The following is a 14,872-nucleotide window of genomic DNA, read 5'->3' as shown; positions in this document are numbered from 1 at the left end:
AAACGCCGGCCTACGGGACATTGTTGTAGGCCCGGTAAGCGCACGCGCCACCGGGCAGATTGTTAAGACGATTTACGCACGCGCAGGTACCACTCGCACAGCAGACGGACCTGCTTGCGGGTGTAGCCTTTTTCCATCATCCGATCGACAAAATCGTCGTGCTTTTTCTGCTCATCGGTTGAGGTTTTCGCATTGAATGAAATAACCGGCAGCAGCTCTTCGGTATTGGAGAACATTTTCTTCTCAATCACCGTGCGCAGCTTCTCGTAGCTCGTCCAGTTCGGGTTGCGACCGTTGTTGTTGGCGCGGGCGCGCAGCACAAAGTTGACAATTTCGTTACGGAAGTCTTTCGGGTTGCTGATCCCGGCAGGCTTCTCAATTTTCTCCAGTTCCGCGTTCAGCGACTCGCGGTCGAACAGCTGGCCGGTATCCGGGTCACGATATTCCTGATCCTGAATCCAGAAGTCCGCATAGGTGACATAACGATCAAAGATGTTTTGTCCGTATTCGGAATAGGATTCGAGATACGCGGTCTGGATCTCTTTACCGATAAACTCAGCGTATTTCGGGATCAGATAGCCTTTCAGGAATTCCAGATAGCGTTCCGACTGCTCCTGCGGGAACTGCTCGCGTTCGATTTGCTGCTCCAGTACGTAGAACAGATGCACCGGGTTGGCGGCCACTTCGGCATGGTCGAAGTTAAACACGCGCGAGAGGATCTTAAAGGCGAAGCGCGTCGACAGGCCGTTCATGCCTTCGTCCACGCCTGCGTAGTCACGATACTCCTGGTACGACTTGGCTTTCGGATCGGTATCTTTCAAGCTTTCGCCATCGTAGACGCGCATTTTCGAGTAGATGCTGGAGTTTTCCGGCTCTTTCAGACGCGAAAGAATCGAGAAGCGCGACAGCGTTTCCAGCGTACCCGGCGCACACGGCGCATGGGTCAGCTCACTGTGGTTAAGCAGTTTTTCGTAGATTTTGATCTCTTCGGAGATCCGCAGGCAATAAGGCACCTTGACGATATAAACACGGTCGAGGAACGCCTCGTTGTTTTTGTTGTTACGGAAGGTCACCCACTCAGACTCGTTCGAGTGCGCGAGGATTATGCCGTTAAACGGCAGGGCGGAGATCCCCTCGGTACCGTTATAGTTGCCTTCCTGGGTTGCGGTCAGCAGCGGATGCAGCACCTTAATCGGCGCTTTAAACATCTCGACGAATTCCATGATCCCCTGGTTGGCGCGGCACAACGCGCCGGAGTAGCCGTAAGCGTCCGGGTCGTTTTGCGCGTAGTGCTCCAGTTTACGGATATCGACTTTACCGACCAGCGCAGAGATATCCTGGTTGTTTTCGTCGCCCGGTTCGGTTTTGGCAATCGCAATCTGTTCCAGAATGGACGGCCATACCTTCACCACACGGAATTTGGTGATGTCGCCGCCAAACTCGTGCAGGCGTTTCGCCGCCCACGGCGACATGATGGTTCCAAGATAGCGGGGAGGCACGCCGTACTCTTTTTCCAGAATTTGCGCGTCTTCCTGCGGGTTAAACAGGCACAGCGGATGGTCGTTAACCGGGCTGCGTTCGCCATTAGCGCTCAGCACATATATCGGCACCCGCTGCATCAGGGATTTCAGTCGTTCAGCCAGCGATGATTTACCGCCGCCGACCGGCCCCAATAAGTAGAGGATTTGCTTTTTCTCTTCCAGTCCCTGGGCGGCATGTTTCAGATAAGAAACAATCTGCTCAATGGCTTCTTCCATGCCGTAAAACTCTTCGAACGCCGGGTAGCGCCCGATGACTCGGTTCGAAAAGAGACGGGAAAGCCGCGGTTCCTGGGCGGTATCAACCATTATCGGCTCGCCAATAGCCGTTAATAGCCGTTCTGCCGCGTTAGCATAAGCACTGCGATCTTGCTTACATACAGCAAGAAACTCCTGCAGTGTGAACTCTTCGTCCTTGGCAGCTTCATAGCGCTGGCGATAGTGATCGAATATATTCATGGCATGCCGTCCTTTCGTTTTTTAGCACAGGTTAAGAGCCGTTGGTATGAATAATGGGGGCTCCCGGAAGAGGTAAGCCGAACGACGCTCAACCTTGATCCAGCAACCTGTGTGCCAGGTTGTCGGACAATAAGCAATGACGTTCGCGGCAATTACACCTTCTAAAAATAAGCGTAGATGGCATTTGCAAAACTTGCATGGCGATAAAATCGATTTTCAATGACATATCAATAACTCATCAAAAAATACGGGCATTAAATCTTTTCATCTTTTTTCTTCTTTCATATAGCTGTCACGTATTTGCAAGCCTGTTGCCATGATAGGTAGAGATAATGGCAAGTCATAATGTGTAATTACAGGTAAAAAATTTGTCGTAGGGCAATGTGAAAGGTAAACTTTCGCCGTTGATACGTTGAATAAAAAGGAATTACAGATTGTGAATCGAATCAAACTTCTAACGCTAGGGGTCCTGATCGCCACTTCTGCTACTGCGGTACATGCAGAGAGTAAGTTCACGCTGGGCGCTGGCGTGGGGATCGTTGAGCATCCTTACAAGCAATACGACCATGATGTGTATCCCGTTCCGGTTATCAGTTACGAAGGGGACAACTTCTGGTTCCATGGCTTGGGCGGCGGTTACTACCTGTGGAATGACGGTACCGACCAACTGTCCCTGACGGCCTACTGGTCGCCGATGTACTTCAAACCAGGCGACAGCGACAATAGCCAACTACGCAGACTGGATCGCCGTCAGTCGACGATGATGGCCGGTGTTTCATGGTTCCATCACACGCAGTACGGCTCTCTGCGCACGACGCTTGCGGGAGATACACTGGATAAAAGCAACGGTCTGGTCTGGGATCTGGGCTGGGTTTACCGCTATACCAACGGCGCTCTGACCTTGACGCCGGGCATCGGGGTTGAGTGGAACAGCGAGAACCAGAACGACTACTACTACGGTGTATCCCATCGTGAATCGGCGCGTAGCGGCCTGCGCAGCTATAGCCCGGACAGCAGCTGGAACCCGTATCTGGAACTGAGCGCGAACTATCGCTTCGCCGGCAGCTGGAGCGTGTACGGCACCGCGCGTTACACCCGCCTGTCTGACGAAATCACCGACAGCCCGATGATTGATAAGAGCTGGACCGGCCTGCTGTCTACCGGTATCACCTACACGTTCTAATCGTCAATGTTGATGATGGATAAAAGCTCGCCAGCAGGCGGGCTTTTTTTGCACCAAAAAAGGGCGGAGTTAGGCGACTGCACGATGATGGTGCGCGAAATTTGGGCAACCACACGGCGATGTACTGAACGGTTATCCTTTACGGTAGTTATCGCTAACCGAAAAGGAGGTGCATATGAAGGCCCGTAACATCCTTTTTTGCGGTCAATCGCTGCCTGCGATTGGCCAGGGGACCTGGTATATGGGGGAAAATGCGACGCGGCGTCAGCAGGAGGTAGCGGCGCTGCGGGCGGGTATCGAACGCGGGCTCACGGTGATTGATACCGCGGAAATGTACGCGGAAGGCGGAGCCGAGAAGAGGGTTGGGGAGGCTATTCGCGGTCTGCGCGATAAGGTATTTCTGGTATCCAAGGTGTATCCGTGGAACGCGGGGGGAAAGCAGCTGGTCAGCGCCTGTGAAGGCAGCCTGCGCCGTCTGGGTACCGAGATCATCGACCTCTACTTGCTGCATTGGCGCGGCGGTTTTGAACTTGCGGAAACCGTAGAGGGCATGCAGGCGCTGATTGCTCAAGGCAAAATTCGCCACTGGGGCGTGTCTAACCTTGATGTGGATGATATGCAGGAACTGTGGTCGGTGGAGGGGGGCGCAGGCTGTGCTGCTAACCAGGTGCTTTACCATCTGGCGTCACGGGGAATTGAGTATTCGCTGTTGCCCTGGTGTCAGTCGCGGACTGTACCGGTGATGGCATACTGCCCGCTGGCGCAGGCGGGCCGTTTACGCAGCGGCCTGTTGGCAGACGCTACGGTACAGCGTATTGCCCACGATCATCTGGCGACACCTGCCCAGGTGCTGCTGGCGTGGGTGATTCACCATCACGGGGTCATGGCAATTCCTAAGGCGGCGACCATCGCCCACGTAGAAGAGAATGCCGCGGCGTTGCAATTAACGCTGACAGCGGAAGATATCACGCGTCTGGAGAGGGCGTTTCCGGCGCCGGAGACAAAGATCGCGCTGGACGTGGTGTAGGTTTTGGCAAAAACCCGGCGTCGCATGGCTTAGCCGGGTAACCAGGGACTTAGCGTTTGGCGACTTTAATGGTCTGTGACAAACGCGCTGGTTTTTCTTCGGTAGCTTTCTGGGCCGCACTGGCACAGGCGGTTTCGACGCACACGAAGGTTTTGTAGCCGTCGTCCGGCATGTCGGTCATGCTAACGGAGAGCGCCGGGCCTGGGTTCCAGCCCACCACGTTGAGGTGGTGATGATGGATCACGTCAATTGCACGCTTCAGCGAGGCATCGTGGATGACGCTGCACGCTTCAGGATTCAGATAAACGCGGTCTGTTCGGTCCGGGAAGGTCTGCACACCGTCGCTCAGCTCGCCGATTTCGGCATTCTGCACTTTATCGATGTAACGATCGCCCAGGCCACTCACTTTAACGGCGTGAATATCGCCGACGTTGAAGTAAGTGTGCAGCGCGGTGGTGGTTTCAAATTCGCCGTGCGCTTCCAGCTCCATCTCGCAGGTGTTACCCAGCTTGAATCGGGCCAGCAGGCTGAATTCATGCGGCCAGTACTGGCGGGTGGCATCACTGCTTTTCAGTTCGAAGGTTAACACCACGCCGTTATCGTCTTCATTGTGCGCTTTCAGCTCCCACGGCAGATTACGGGCAAAACCGTGTGCCGGAAAACCTTGCTGCGCCGCCGGGCCGAACCAGGGCCAGCAGATCGGTACGCCACCGCGAATGGCAACGCCGTTTTTGAACGGTGTGTTACCGCTCAGCCACAGCACTTCTTCTTCACCTTCAGGTTTCCAGGAGAGCAGGTGAGCGCCCTGGAAGGCCACGGAGGCTTTTACTTTTGGGTGATTGACAACGATAACGTCCAGCTCGTCTAACTGGCGGCGAGAGAGCACAGGGGTAAGCTGTTCGAGAACCGGGAGAGCGAAAATTGTCTTAATCATAATGCAATCCTTGGTGTTGAAAACGTAACCATAAAAAAAGGCGACCGAGGTCGCCTTTTTGGATCAGTTTCTCATCTCAACTTATTTGGAGATGTGAGCGATCAGGTCCAGAACTTTGTTGGAGTAACCAGTTTCGTTATCGTACCAGGAAACCAGTTTCACGAAGTTGTCGTTCAGAGCGATACCTGCTTTAGCATCGAATACGGAAGTGCAAACTTCACCGTTGAAATCGGTAGATACAACGTCGTCTTCGGTGTAACCCAGAACACCTTTCATCGGGCCTTCGGAAGCAGCTTTGATTGCTTTCTTAATTTCTTCGTAAGAAGCAGCTTTTTCCAGACGAACGGTCAGGTCAACTACGGATACGTTCGGGGTAGGAACGCGGAACGCCATACCGGTCAGTTTGCCGTTCAGTTCTGGCAGTACTTTACCTACAGCTTTAGCAGCACCGGTAGAGGACGGGATGATGTTCTGAGCTGCGCCGCGGCCGCCGCGCCAGTCTTTGTGAGACGGGCCATCAACGGTTTTCTGAGTTGCGGTGGTCGCGTGAACAGTGGTCATCAGACCTTCGATGATGCCGAAGTTGTCGTTGATAACTTTTGCCAGCGGAGCCAGGCAGTTGGTGGTGCAGGATGCGTTGGAAACGATGTCCTGGCCTTCGTATTTGTCAAAGTTAGCGCCTTTAACAAACATCGGAGTGTTGTCTTTAGACGGACCAGTCAGAACCACTTTTTTCGCGCCAGCGGTGATGTGCTTACGAGCGGTTTCGTCGGTCAGGAAGATACCGGTTGCTTCAGCAACTACGTCAACACCAACTTCGTCCCATTTCAGGTTAGCCGGATCACGTTCAGCGGTAACACGGATTTTTTTACCGTTTACGATCAGATGACCGTCTTTCACTTCAACGGTACCGTTGAAACGGCCGTGAGTGGAGTCATATTTCAGCATGTAAGCCATGTAGTCTGCGTCTAACAGATCGTTGATTGCAACGATCTCGATGTCAGAACGTTCCTGAGCAGCACGGAAAACAATGCGACCGATACGGCCAAAACCGTTGATACCTACTTTGATAGTCATATATTCCACCAGCTATTTGTTAGTGAATAAAAGGTTGCCTGTAAAATTACAAAAACCTTACGCAGCGTCAAGCGGAATCGTGTCAATCATTGCGACAAATCAATCTGCTGCCTAAGCTTTGCACGACTAACCTGTCTCACTCTTCCTATGAGCTAGAAACCACATGAGGGCGGCGCCGGGAATTTTAAAGGGCACGCGAGATAAAAATGTGATGTTTATCACAATTACCTGGCTGCCTTTTCACGCCGATTAAGTTTAGAACAAAAGTTCACGCTTCATTGTTAATGTTTTGTTAGAATCGCCTGGTAAATGTATTTTTCATAGCGAGATGTGAGCAAAATGGTGAATAAACCTTCCCCGGATGACCTGAAAAATACCCTGAGTGAAATGCAGTTCTACGTCACGCAGAAACATGGCACAGAGCCGCCGTTTACCGGGCGTTTACTGCACAACAAGCGTGATGGGGTTTACCACTGTCTGGTGTGCGATGCGCCGCTTTTTCACTCCCAAAGCAAGTATGATTCCGGATGCGGCTGGCCGAGTTTCTATGAGCCGGTGAGCGAAACCGCCATTCGGTATCTCAACGATTACTCCCACGGCATGCAACGTACTGAAATTCGTTGCGGAAACTGTGATGCGCATCTGGGGCACGTCTTTCCCGACGGCCCACAGCCAACCGGCGAGCGTTTTTGCGTCAACTCTGCGTCGCTCAGCTTCACGGATGACGAAAACGGTGATTCCACCAAAGGCTGAAGAAACGATTCAGCAAATTATTCCACAGGAGAGGGGGCTGAACATGAATATTGAGCAAATGATCGACAACATGACGCCGGAGATTTATCAGCGTTTAGCCACCGCGGTGGAGCTGGGAAAATGGCCGGATGGCGTGGCGTTGACCGACGAGCAAAAAGAGAACTGCCTGCAGCTGGTGATGCTCTGGCAGTCACGCAATAACCGCGACGCGCAGCATATGACCATTGATACCAACGGCCAGATGGTGATGAAGAGCAAGCAGCAGTTGAAGGAAGACTTCGGCATTGTGCCGAAGCCGATTGCGACGTTTAAGCCGCACTAAGCGGCTGCCCACGGCTCGATAAGCCGTTCTCTGGCGTACCACATCGCTTCTCTGACCGCGACGGGCCTGCTCAGCAGGCCCAGCGCGTAAAAGCGATCGGCGATGGTCTGCTGTGCGCGGATGGCCTGCATATCCATTTCTCGCGTCTGATGGCTGCGCCGCGCCAGCGCACAGGCCAGCGATGCGGTGTCCAGCCCCAGTTCTCCCGCCAGCAGTTGCGCCGCCTCGAGGCGATGCCGGTCAATAAATTTCCCCGTTTTCACCAGTGCCGCCACGACGCCGGCAATAATTTCTTCGTTCTGCTGTGCATACTGGCGGCGGGTGAGATAGAACTGATGGTTGCTGACGCGGCCTTCACCGGTTGCCAGCACGCGCAGCGTCCCGCTACGCTCAGCGGCGCTCAGTACCGGGTCCCACATCATCCAGGCATCTGCGGACAGATAGTCGCTGGCGGTCAACGGGTATTTTGGCGGCGCGTAGACGATCTTAACGTCATCCAGGCCCAGACCCGCTTCTTCCAGCAGCTGCACCAGCAGCCAGTGCACGTTCGAACCTTTATTCAGCGCAATGCGCTTTCCCCGTAGCTGGGCGAGCGAGCGTATATCGCTGGCGTTGGGCACGACCATGGCCACACTCCGCGGCGCTGGGGGCTCCCAGGCCACGTACAGAAGCGCGTTGTCTTTCGCCTGCGCGAAGATAGGGGGGGCTTCACCGGTGGTGCCAAAGTCAATTTCGTTGTGACTGAGCGCCTGAAGCAGCTGTGGTCCAGCCGGATATTCGCTCCACATCACGTTAATCCCCAGCTCGGCAAAATTCTGCTCCAGCAGCTGACGCGCCTTCAGCACGCCCAGATTGCCAAACCGCTGGTAGCCAATGCGCAGTTCGCGCTCACGCGGCGTGGGGGCAGGCAGCTCTCCAGTCTTGCGCCGCTGCTTGATGACGCCCAGATGAGCCAGCTGTGTGCGCAACGTATGGCGGCTGACGCCAAGCAGCTGTGCGGCCTGGCTCTGATTATTTTGGCTTTGACTCATTGCCGCCTGAATCATGGCGCGCAGCATACGGTCGTACAGCGCGCCGCTGTGGGCCAATAGCTGACGGCGCATAAACTCTCCCAGTTCATCGTGTTGCGCAGGCGATGAGGAGGGCGCCGAGGTCGCAGAGGTGAGGCGAAGATGCTCAGGGCCCAGTTCCACATCCGGATTCAGCAGTACCGCATTGTGCAGGGTATTTTCCAGTTCGCGAATGTTCCCCGGCCACGGATAGTCCTGCAGCAGCGCAAGCGCTTGATCGGAAAGTCGCTGCGCCGGGCGCCCGAGCCGGCGCGCGTAAAGCTGCACGAAATGGTGCGCCAGAACCGGGATATCCTGCCGGCGCTGGCGTAATGGCGGCAAGGTCACGGCGGCGATATTCAGGCGATAGAAGAGATCTTCGCGAAAACGACGCTCCTGAATGGCGCGTGCCAGATCGACGTGTGTCGCCGCCACGACCCGCACGTTAATGCGAATGGGTTTGTGGGAGCCGACGCGGGTAATCTCCCGCTCCTGGAGGACGCGCAGTAGCTTCACCTGCAACGACAGGCTCAGTTCGCCAATCTCATCCAGTAATAACGTTCCGCCTTCCGCAGCCTCAAACCAACCCTGGTGAGTATGCATTGCGCCACTGAATGCGCCTTTCTCATGGCCAAAAAGCTCTGACTCGGCCAGCGACTCGGTCAACGCGCCGCAGTTAACGGCCAGAAAAGGCCCATTGGCCCGTGGGCTATGACGGTGGAGATAACGGGCGACCACCTCTTTGCCGGTCCCCGTTTCCCCGACGATCAGCACCGTGGCGTCGGTGGGAGCAAGTCGCGCCAGCACCTTCTGAAAGGCCTGTGAGGCCGGGTCGACCAGGGCGGGCCCGGATAATGTGAGTTCTGCGTTGAGCATCGGAATTCTCCAGCAAGTTCATGTCTGGACGGTATCTGTTGGCGACGTAAGTTTCCAGAGGGGGGAGGCGCGCGGTTGTCGCGATTGCGGCAGCGGATGCCGTCTGAGTGTTGCATTTGCAACAGTTTCCGAAAGTCAATGTTTAGGTTAATTAATTGATAGTTAACAATATTTTTTCTTCTGAAAATTGGCATGTATTTCGCTAACTCCTTTATAACTGACGAAGATAACTGCTTCTATAAATACCAAATATAGTTATAAAGGAAATGGATAATGACAGTACAAGCCGCTGAACAAATCAATGTCTTCTGGTTCTTACCCACCCACGGTGACGGGCGGTATCTGGGCACCACCGAAGGCGGTCGTCCGGTGGATCTCCCTTATCTGCAACAGGTGGCGCTGGCGGCGGATAGTCTCGGCTATTACGGCGTACTGATCCCCACGGGGAAAAGCTGCGAAGATTCCTGGCTGGTGGCCGCCGCGCTGGCGCCGATTACCCGTCATTTGCGCTACCTCGTGGCCGTCCGCCCCGGGCTTCAGCCGCCCACGCTGGCGGCGCGAATGGCCGCAACGCTGGACCGCCTTTCGGAAGGGCGCCTGCTGATTAATGTGGTGACCGGTGGCGATCCGGTGGAGAACAAAGGCGACGGTATTTTCCTCAGCCACAGCGAACGCTATGAAGTGACTCATGAATTCCTCGAGGTTTACCGTCGCCTGCTGGCCGGTGAAAAGGTGGACTATCACGGCACGCATATTCAGGTTGAAGGGGCGGAAGTGCTGTTCCCGACGGTGCAGCGCAATGGCCCGCCGCTGTACTTTGGCGGCTCATCGGCGGAGGCGATTGACGTTGCCGCCGACCATATCGATGCCTACCTGACCTGGGGTGAACCGCCGGCGCAGGTGGCGGAAAAGCTGGCGGTCGTGAAAGCTCGCGCGCAAGAGAAGGGGCGTCAGCTGGAGTACGGTATCCGTTTGCATGTGATTGTGCGTGAGACGGAGGAAGAGGCGTGGGCCGCCGCGGATAAGCTGATTGCTCACCTGGATGATGACACTATCGCTCAGGCGCAGCAGATTTTTGCCCGCATGGACTCTACCGGGCAGGCGCGCATGAGCGCGCTGCACAACGGAAATCGCGACAAACTGCGGATTGCACCCAATCTGTGGGCGGGCGTCGGGCTGGTTCGCGGCGGCGCCGGGACCGCGCTGGTGGGAAATCCCCAGCAGGTTGCCGAACGTATCCGTGAATATCAGGCGCTGGGGATCACCAACTTTATCTTCTCCGGCTATCCGCATCTGGAAGAAGCGCACCGCTTCGCTGAGCTGGTGATGCCGCTGCTGCCCACCAGCACCCAGCCGCGTTCCGCGAAGGGGCAGGTTAACACCGGGCCGTTTGGCGAAACCATCGGTGGGGCGAAACGGCCTGTCCCGCAGGCGAGCGCCAGCTGAGGAGTTTGCGATGTCACGACCAGAAAGCGAACCACACATTGTGATTGTCGGCGGCGGATTCAGCGGCGCGGCCGTTGCCCTTCATCTGCTGCGCGAGTCGCGCCGCGCTCTGCGCATTAGCGTGGTGGAGCCGCGTCCCGCGCTTGGCTTTGGTGTGGCCTACTCGGCAACCGATCCCGCGCATCGAATCAACGTTCCCGCCGCGCGCATGCAGCTGGCGGGTGACGACGACGGCGCATTCGACCGTTGGTATCGTCGGCACGGCGATTTTCCGCAGGACCCCCACGCACGGCTGGCGGACGGGAGCGTCTACCCGCAGCGTGGCGCATTTGGTCGCTACGTCCAGGACAATCTGGCACAGGCGATAAAAGCGCACAGCGGCAGCCTGACCCATATACGGGATCGCGCGGTGGGCTGGCATGACGGATGCGTGATCACCGCCGAGGGGCAGCGGCTGCGCGCCGATGGTCTGGTGCTGGCGGTGAGCCACCCGCCGCCACGGCTGCCGAAGGTGGTCCAGCACGTCGCTCAGCACCCTGGACTGATTGCGAATCCCTGGCGCGCTGGCGCGCTGGCGGCCATTCCGTTGAACGCGCGGGTCGCCATTATGGGGACGGCGCTCAGTATGGCGGATGTTGTTGCGACGCTGCATCGTCAGGGGCATCAGGGAACAACGCTTGCCTTCTCACGCCATGGTTTACTCTCCCGAGCCAACGCGCCGCTCGCCGCATCGGCATGGCAGGCCAACTATCAGACGGGCTCATTACGCCAGCGCCTGCGGCAGATTCGCGAGGATATCCCGCGTGCAGCGGCGCAGGGATTGCCCTGGCAGGCCGTTCTGGATGCCGTACGTGGTCAGGGACAGGCTATCTGGCAGCAGCTTACGGAGGCGGAAAAGCGACAGTTTTTACGTCATCTGCGTCGCTTCTGGGATGTGCATCGCTACCGTATTGCGCCGCAGGTGGCGCAAGCCATCGCGGAGAAACGGGCGGACGGCACTTTCCGCTCGCTGGCGGCGCGGCTACAGGCGCTGACGGTCGAAGGCGAGGCCCTTCGCCTTCAACTGGCGCAGCGCAGCGGCGGCACCGTGTGGCAAGAGGTTGACTATCTGGTGCTCACCACCGGGCCAGACCATGCCGATTTAGTGGCGAGTCAGCCTTTTCTGGCGGCACTGCATCAGGATGGGCAGATTCGCCCGGATGCGCTGGGCATGGGCATTGAGGTTAACGCGCATTCGCAGGCGGTTGGCGCTTCCTCGCCGATATGGGTCGCCGGCCCGGCGGCGCGCGGGCGATTCGGCGAACTGATGGGGCTCCCGCAGGTGGCGGAACATGCCCGACAGGTCGCGCAAACGGTGCTGCAAACCCTGACAAGCCGTCAGAACGTGACGGCCTGACCCCCGATATAAACGCATTATTGTGCCGGGAACAACCGGGCGCAGGAGAGATTGTTATGTCATCACAACGTGAAATTCGTCTGAATGCTTTTGATATGAACTGTGTCGGCCACCAGTCGCCGGGGCTGTGGGCGCACCCGCGCGATCGATCCTGGCAGTATAAGGATCTGGACTATTGGGTTGACCTGGCGCGTCTGCTGGAGCGCGGAAAGTTTGACGGCCTGTTTATTGCCGACGTGCTGGGCGTCTACGATGTCTATAACGGCAACGGCGACGCGGCGATTCGTCAGGCGGCGCAGGTGCCGGTAAACGATCCGTTGGCGCTGGTTACCCCAATGGCGCTGGTGACGGAGCATCTGGGCTTTGGCCTGACCGCCTCGCTGTCGTTTGAGCACCCGTATCCGTTTGCTCGCCGTCTCTCGACGCTGGATCACCTGACCAAAGGCCGCGTAGGCTGGAACATCGTCACCTCGTATCTGGAAAGCGGCGCGCGTAATATTGGCCAACAGGCGCAAACGGCGCACGATGCTCGCTACGACTATGCCGATGAGTATCTGGAGGTTATCTACAAGCTGCTGGAAGGCAGCTGGGAAGAGGGAGCGATTCTGCGCGATCGTGAACGGCGCATTTTCAGCGATCCGAGTAAAATTCACGCCATTAATCATCATGGCAAATTCTTTGATGTGCCGGGCTATCACCTGTGTGAACCGTCGCCGCAGCGCACGCCGGTGCTGTATCAGGCGGGCGCGTCCAGCCGCGGCAAGCAGTTTGCCGCCAGCCATGCCGAGTGCGTGTTTGTGGCTTCGCCGTCAAAAAGCGCGCTGAAAAAGACCGTGGCGGATATTCGTCGCCGCGCGGCGGAGGCGGGGCGCGATCCGCACAGTATTCTTATTTTCAATATGCAAACGGCGATCGTCGGTGAGACGGATAAGGCCGCGCAGGCGAAGTGGCAGGAGTATAAAAACTGGACCAGCTACGAAGGCGCGCTGGCGCTGATCTCCGGCTGGACGGGCATCGATTTTGGGCAATATCAGCCGGATGAAGTGTTCACCTATGCCAAAACCAATGCGATTCAGTCGGTGGTCGATACCTTCTCCACCGCCGATCCGGATAAACAGTGGTCGGTAAAGGCCATGGCCGAGTGGGTTGGTATCGGCGGCTTTGGTCCGCTGATTGTCGGCAGCGCGGAAACGGTCGCCGATGAGCTGCAGTCGTGGGTGGAGGAGACGGACGTGGATGGCTTCAATCTTGCCTACGCGGTCACGCATGAAACCTTTACCGATGTGGTTGAACTGTTGATTCCAGAGCTGCAAAAACGCGGCGTCTATAAGCGCGAGTACCGCCAGGGGACATTACGCGAGAAGCTATTTGGCGGTAGCGCCAGGCTTCAGGCTCCACACCCGGGCGCAGGCTACCGTATTCATGAGCAAAGCGGGATTTTAATGCCGGTGTAATGCTGGCCGATTAACGATAACCCGGACTGGTAACCGGGTTATCGTGTTGGGGGACCTTAGTGTTTAATCCCCAGCGACTCCGCCAGCTGCTTCGCCAGCTGGTTGTTGTCGTCCGCGCCGTACTCCCAGAACATCGCGCCCGCTAGCCCTTTGCTCTTGATATAGTCCGCTTTAATGCTGACCGATCGCGGATTCTCGTAGGAGAGGGCGAACAGCGGTTTGCCCTCCGCCGATTGCACCGACAGCCAAGGAACCTTCGCCTGGTCATCCCAGTGCTCGGTAAAGCGCTTCTGCGGGTCGTTCAGCAGCTTGCTGACGATATCTTTGTACTTCACGTAGCTGTCTTTGCTGAGGTCAACGCCGAGCGATTTAAACAGCGCCACCTCCTGTGCGCCGAAGTAAGGCTGAGTCACCGGGTTTTTTTGCGCGTCCGGCTTGCTCCAGTCGATGCCCGGTTCCACGCTGCGTTTCGGTACGCGGCCATAGAAGCCAATCCCGAGGTTCATCTGGCTGGGTTTTAAACCGGTGGCGAGGTAGTTATTGACCACGAAATCGGCGCTGTATTTATCCGCTTCCGCCACCGTTGGCCACTGCGTTGAATCGTACAGGTTCGAGTTAAAGTACTGGGTACCGTACGCCATGTCGTAGGTCATCAGGTTGATGTAATCCAGCAATGGCGCGATGGCTTTAACGTCAACCCAGCTTTTTGGGCTTTCGGCGTTAGCGCCGACGGCAATGGTCACCAGCTTTTTATTGCCAAACGCCGCGCGTAGCTCTTTGAGCAGGGTGGTGAAATTATCGCGGTCCGCCGGCTGGCTTGCCACCAGCCCCCACGCCCCGTTGACCGGATATTCCCAGTCGAGATCGATGCCATCGAGGCCGTATTTTCCGACCACTTCCTGCGCCGAGCGGATGAACACCGCCCGTGCTTCCGGCGTGGCGGCCGCGCCGGAGAAGCCGCGCGCGCCCCAGCCGCCGACCGACAGCAGCACTTTCAGATTGGGGTTCTGCTGACGCAGTGTTGGAATTTTTGCTAAATCGGACTGTACCTTGGGCGATAGCCAGATTTGATGCAGCTTCGCAGGATCTTTTAACGCGTCGTTGGTTTCGTCTTTCTCATCGTTGTAGATAAGGCCAAACGAATAGTTGAGGTGGGTAATTTGCCGCACGTCCAGCTTATCGATATCACCGCCCGGCCCGGCGGTAACGTCACCGCCGCCGTTGAAGTAGCCAACGGACATCAGGGAATTCGCGGAAACAACCGAAACGCAGAGCAAGGGTAATGCTGCCAGCAAAGGCAAAAGTTTCATACACGGTCCTCTTTGACATTAAAAAAGCAAACACGCCACGGAAATGGC

The 14,872-nt window shown here is 56.6% G+C and carries 12 protein-coding genes; 7 read left to right on the top strand and 5 right to left on the bottom strand.

The features are described from left to right. Positions 1–62: 62 nt before the first annotated feature. On the bottom strand, positions 63–1,997 hold the full coding sequence (gene yeaG, locus ABTW00_RS13670; protein ID WP_064546251.1) for a protein kinase YeaG: 1,935 nt from the start codon (positions 1,995–1,997) through the stop codon (positions 63–65). A gap of 436 nt (positions 1,998–2,433) precedes the next feature. On the opposite strand from yeaG, the gene ABTW00_RS13665 reads away from it, so the two are divergent. Then, entirely contained in the window at positions 2,434–3,180 is a 747-nt protein-coding gene (locus ABTW00_RS13665; RefSeq protein ID WP_433636047.1) for a MipA/OmpV family protein, read from the top strand. 175 nt (positions 3,181–3,355) lie between these two features. Further along, positions 3,356–4,207, top strand: coding sequence for an aldo/keto reductase (locus ABTW00_RS13660; protein WP_433636046.1), 852 nt, complete (start codon positions 3,356–3,358; stop codon positions 4,205–4,207). Positions 4,208–4,256: 49 nt separating this feature from the next. On the opposite strand, the gene ABTW00_RS13655 is transcribed toward ABTW00_RS13660, so the two are convergent. Next, positions 4,257–5,141, bottom strand: coding sequence for a D-hexose-6-phosphate mutarotase (locus ABTW00_RS13655; RefSeq protein WP_433636045.1), 885 nt, complete (start codon positions 5,139–5,141; stop codon positions 4,257–4,259). Positions 5,142–5,222: 81 nt separating this feature from the next. After that, positions 5,223–6,218 carry a glyceraldehyde-3-phosphate dehydrogenase gene (gapA, locus tag ABTW00_RS13650; protein WP_064546246.1) on the bottom strand — a complete coding sequence of 332 codons (996 nt, stop codon included), beginning with the start codon at positions 6,216–6,218 and terminating at the stop codon, positions 5,223–5,225. Positions 6,219–6,557: 339 nt separating this feature from the next. Between gapA and msrB the strand changes: the two genes are divergently transcribed. Next, on the top strand, positions 6,558–6,971 hold the full coding sequence (msrB, locus tag ABTW00_RS13645) for a peptide-methionine (R)-S-oxide reductase MsrB (protein WP_064546244.1): 414 nt from the start codon (positions 6,558–6,560) through the stop codon (positions 6,969–6,971). Between the two features lie 43 nt (positions 6,972–7,014). After that, complete coding sequence (locus tag ABTW00_RS13640) at positions 7,015–7,293, top strand: YeaC family protein (protein WP_065357636.1); 279 nt, start codon at positions 7,015–7,017, stop codon at positions 7,291–7,293. On the opposite strand, the gene ABTW00_RS13635 is transcribed toward ABTW00_RS13640, so the two are convergent. Beyond that, entirely contained in the window at positions 7,290–9,218 is a 1,929-nt protein-coding gene (locus ABTW00_RS13635) for an aliphatic sulfonate ABC transporter substrate-binding protein (protein ID WP_433636044.1), read from the bottom strand. The genes ABTW00_RS13640 and ABTW00_RS13635 overlap by 4 nt on opposite strands. 273 nt (positions 9,219–9,491) lie before the next feature. Between ABTW00_RS13635 and ssuD the strand changes: the two genes are divergently transcribed. From ssuD to ABTW00_RS13620, 3 genes are read left to right on the top strand one after another with little or no spacing between them, the layout of a single operon-like run. Then, entirely contained in the window at positions 9,492–10,664 is a 1,173-nt protein-coding gene (ssuD, locus tag ABTW00_RS13630; RefSeq protein ID WP_065357634.1) for an FMNH2-dependent alkanesulfonate monooxygenase, read from the top strand. A gap of 10 nt (positions 10,665–10,674) precedes the next feature. Next, positions 10,675–12,060, top strand: coding sequence for an FAD/NAD(P)-binding protein (locus ABTW00_RS13625; protein WP_433636043.1), 1,386 nt, complete (start codon positions 10,675–10,677; stop codon positions 12,058–12,060). A gap of 56 nt (positions 12,061–12,116) precedes the next feature. Beyond that, complete coding sequence (locus tag ABTW00_RS13620; protein WP_065357633.1) at positions 12,117–13,514, top strand: LLM class flavin-dependent oxidoreductase; 1,398 nt, start codon at positions 12,117–12,119, stop codon at positions 13,512–13,514. A gap of 56 nt (positions 13,515–13,570) precedes the next feature. Here the strand turns inward: ABTW00_RS13620 and ABTW00_RS13615 are convergent, their stop codons facing one another. Next, positions 13,571–14,824 (bottom strand): glycoside hydrolase family 18 protein, encoded by a 1,254-nt coding sequence (locus ABTW00_RS13615; RefSeq protein ID WP_433636040.1) that lies wholly within the window; start codon positions 14,822–14,824, stop codon positions 13,571–13,573. Positions 14,825–14,872 lie beyond the last annotated feature (48 nt).

Source organism: Kluyvera georgiana (assembly GCF_050990895.1).
GTDB lineage: Bacteria > Pseudomonadota > Gammaproteobacteria > Enterobacterales > Enterobacteriaceae > Kluyvera > Kluyvera georgiana.
The sequence above is the reverse complement of the archived record's forward strand: the minus strand, read 5'-3'. Positions and strand labels throughout refer to the sequence as shown.

Excerpts from the sequence above, each read along its gene's own strand:
- yeaG (WP_064546251.1), bottom strand. The coding sequence starts at position 1,997 with ATGAATATATTCGATCACTATCGCCAGCGCTATGAAGCTGCCAAGGAC.
- ABTW00_RS13660 (WP_433636046.1), top strand. The coding sequence starts at position 3,356 with ATGAAGGCCCGTAACATCCTTTTTTGCGGTCAATCGCTGCCTGCGATT.
- ABTW00_RS13655 (WP_433636045.1), bottom strand. The coding sequence starts at position 5,141 with ATGATTAAGACAATTTTCGCTCTCCCGGTTCTCGAACAGCTTACCCCT.
- gapA (WP_064546246.1), bottom strand. The coding sequence starts at position 6,218 with ATGACTATCAAAGTAGGTATCAACGGTTTTGGCCGTATCGGTCGCATT.
- msrB (WP_064546244.1), top strand. The coding sequence starts at position 6,558 with ATGGTGAATAAACCTTCCCCGGATGACCTGAAAAATACCCTGAGTGAA.
- ABTW00_RS13640 (WP_065357636.1), top strand. The coding sequence starts at position 7,015 with ATGAATATTGAGCAAATGATCGACAACATGACGCCGGAGATTTATCAG.
- ABTW00_RS13635 (WP_433636044.1), bottom strand. The coding sequence starts at position 9,218 with ATGCTCAACGCAGAACTCACATTATCCGGGCCCGCCCTGGTCGACCCG.
- ssuD (WP_065357634.1), top strand. The coding sequence starts at position 9,492 with ATGACAGTACAAGCCGCTGAACAAATCAATGTCTTCTGGTTCTTACCC.
- ABTW00_RS13625 (WP_433636043.1), top strand. The coding sequence starts at position 10,675 with ATGTCACGACCAGAAAGCGAACCACACATTGTGATTGTCGGCGGCGGA.
- ABTW00_RS13620 (WP_065357633.1), top strand. The coding sequence starts at position 12,117 with ATGTCATCACAACGTGAAATTCGTCTGAATGCTTTTGATATGAACTGT.
- ABTW00_RS13615 (WP_433636040.1), bottom strand. The coding sequence starts at position 14,824 with ATGAAACTTTTGCCTTTGCTGGCAGCATTACCCTTGCTCTGCGTTTCG.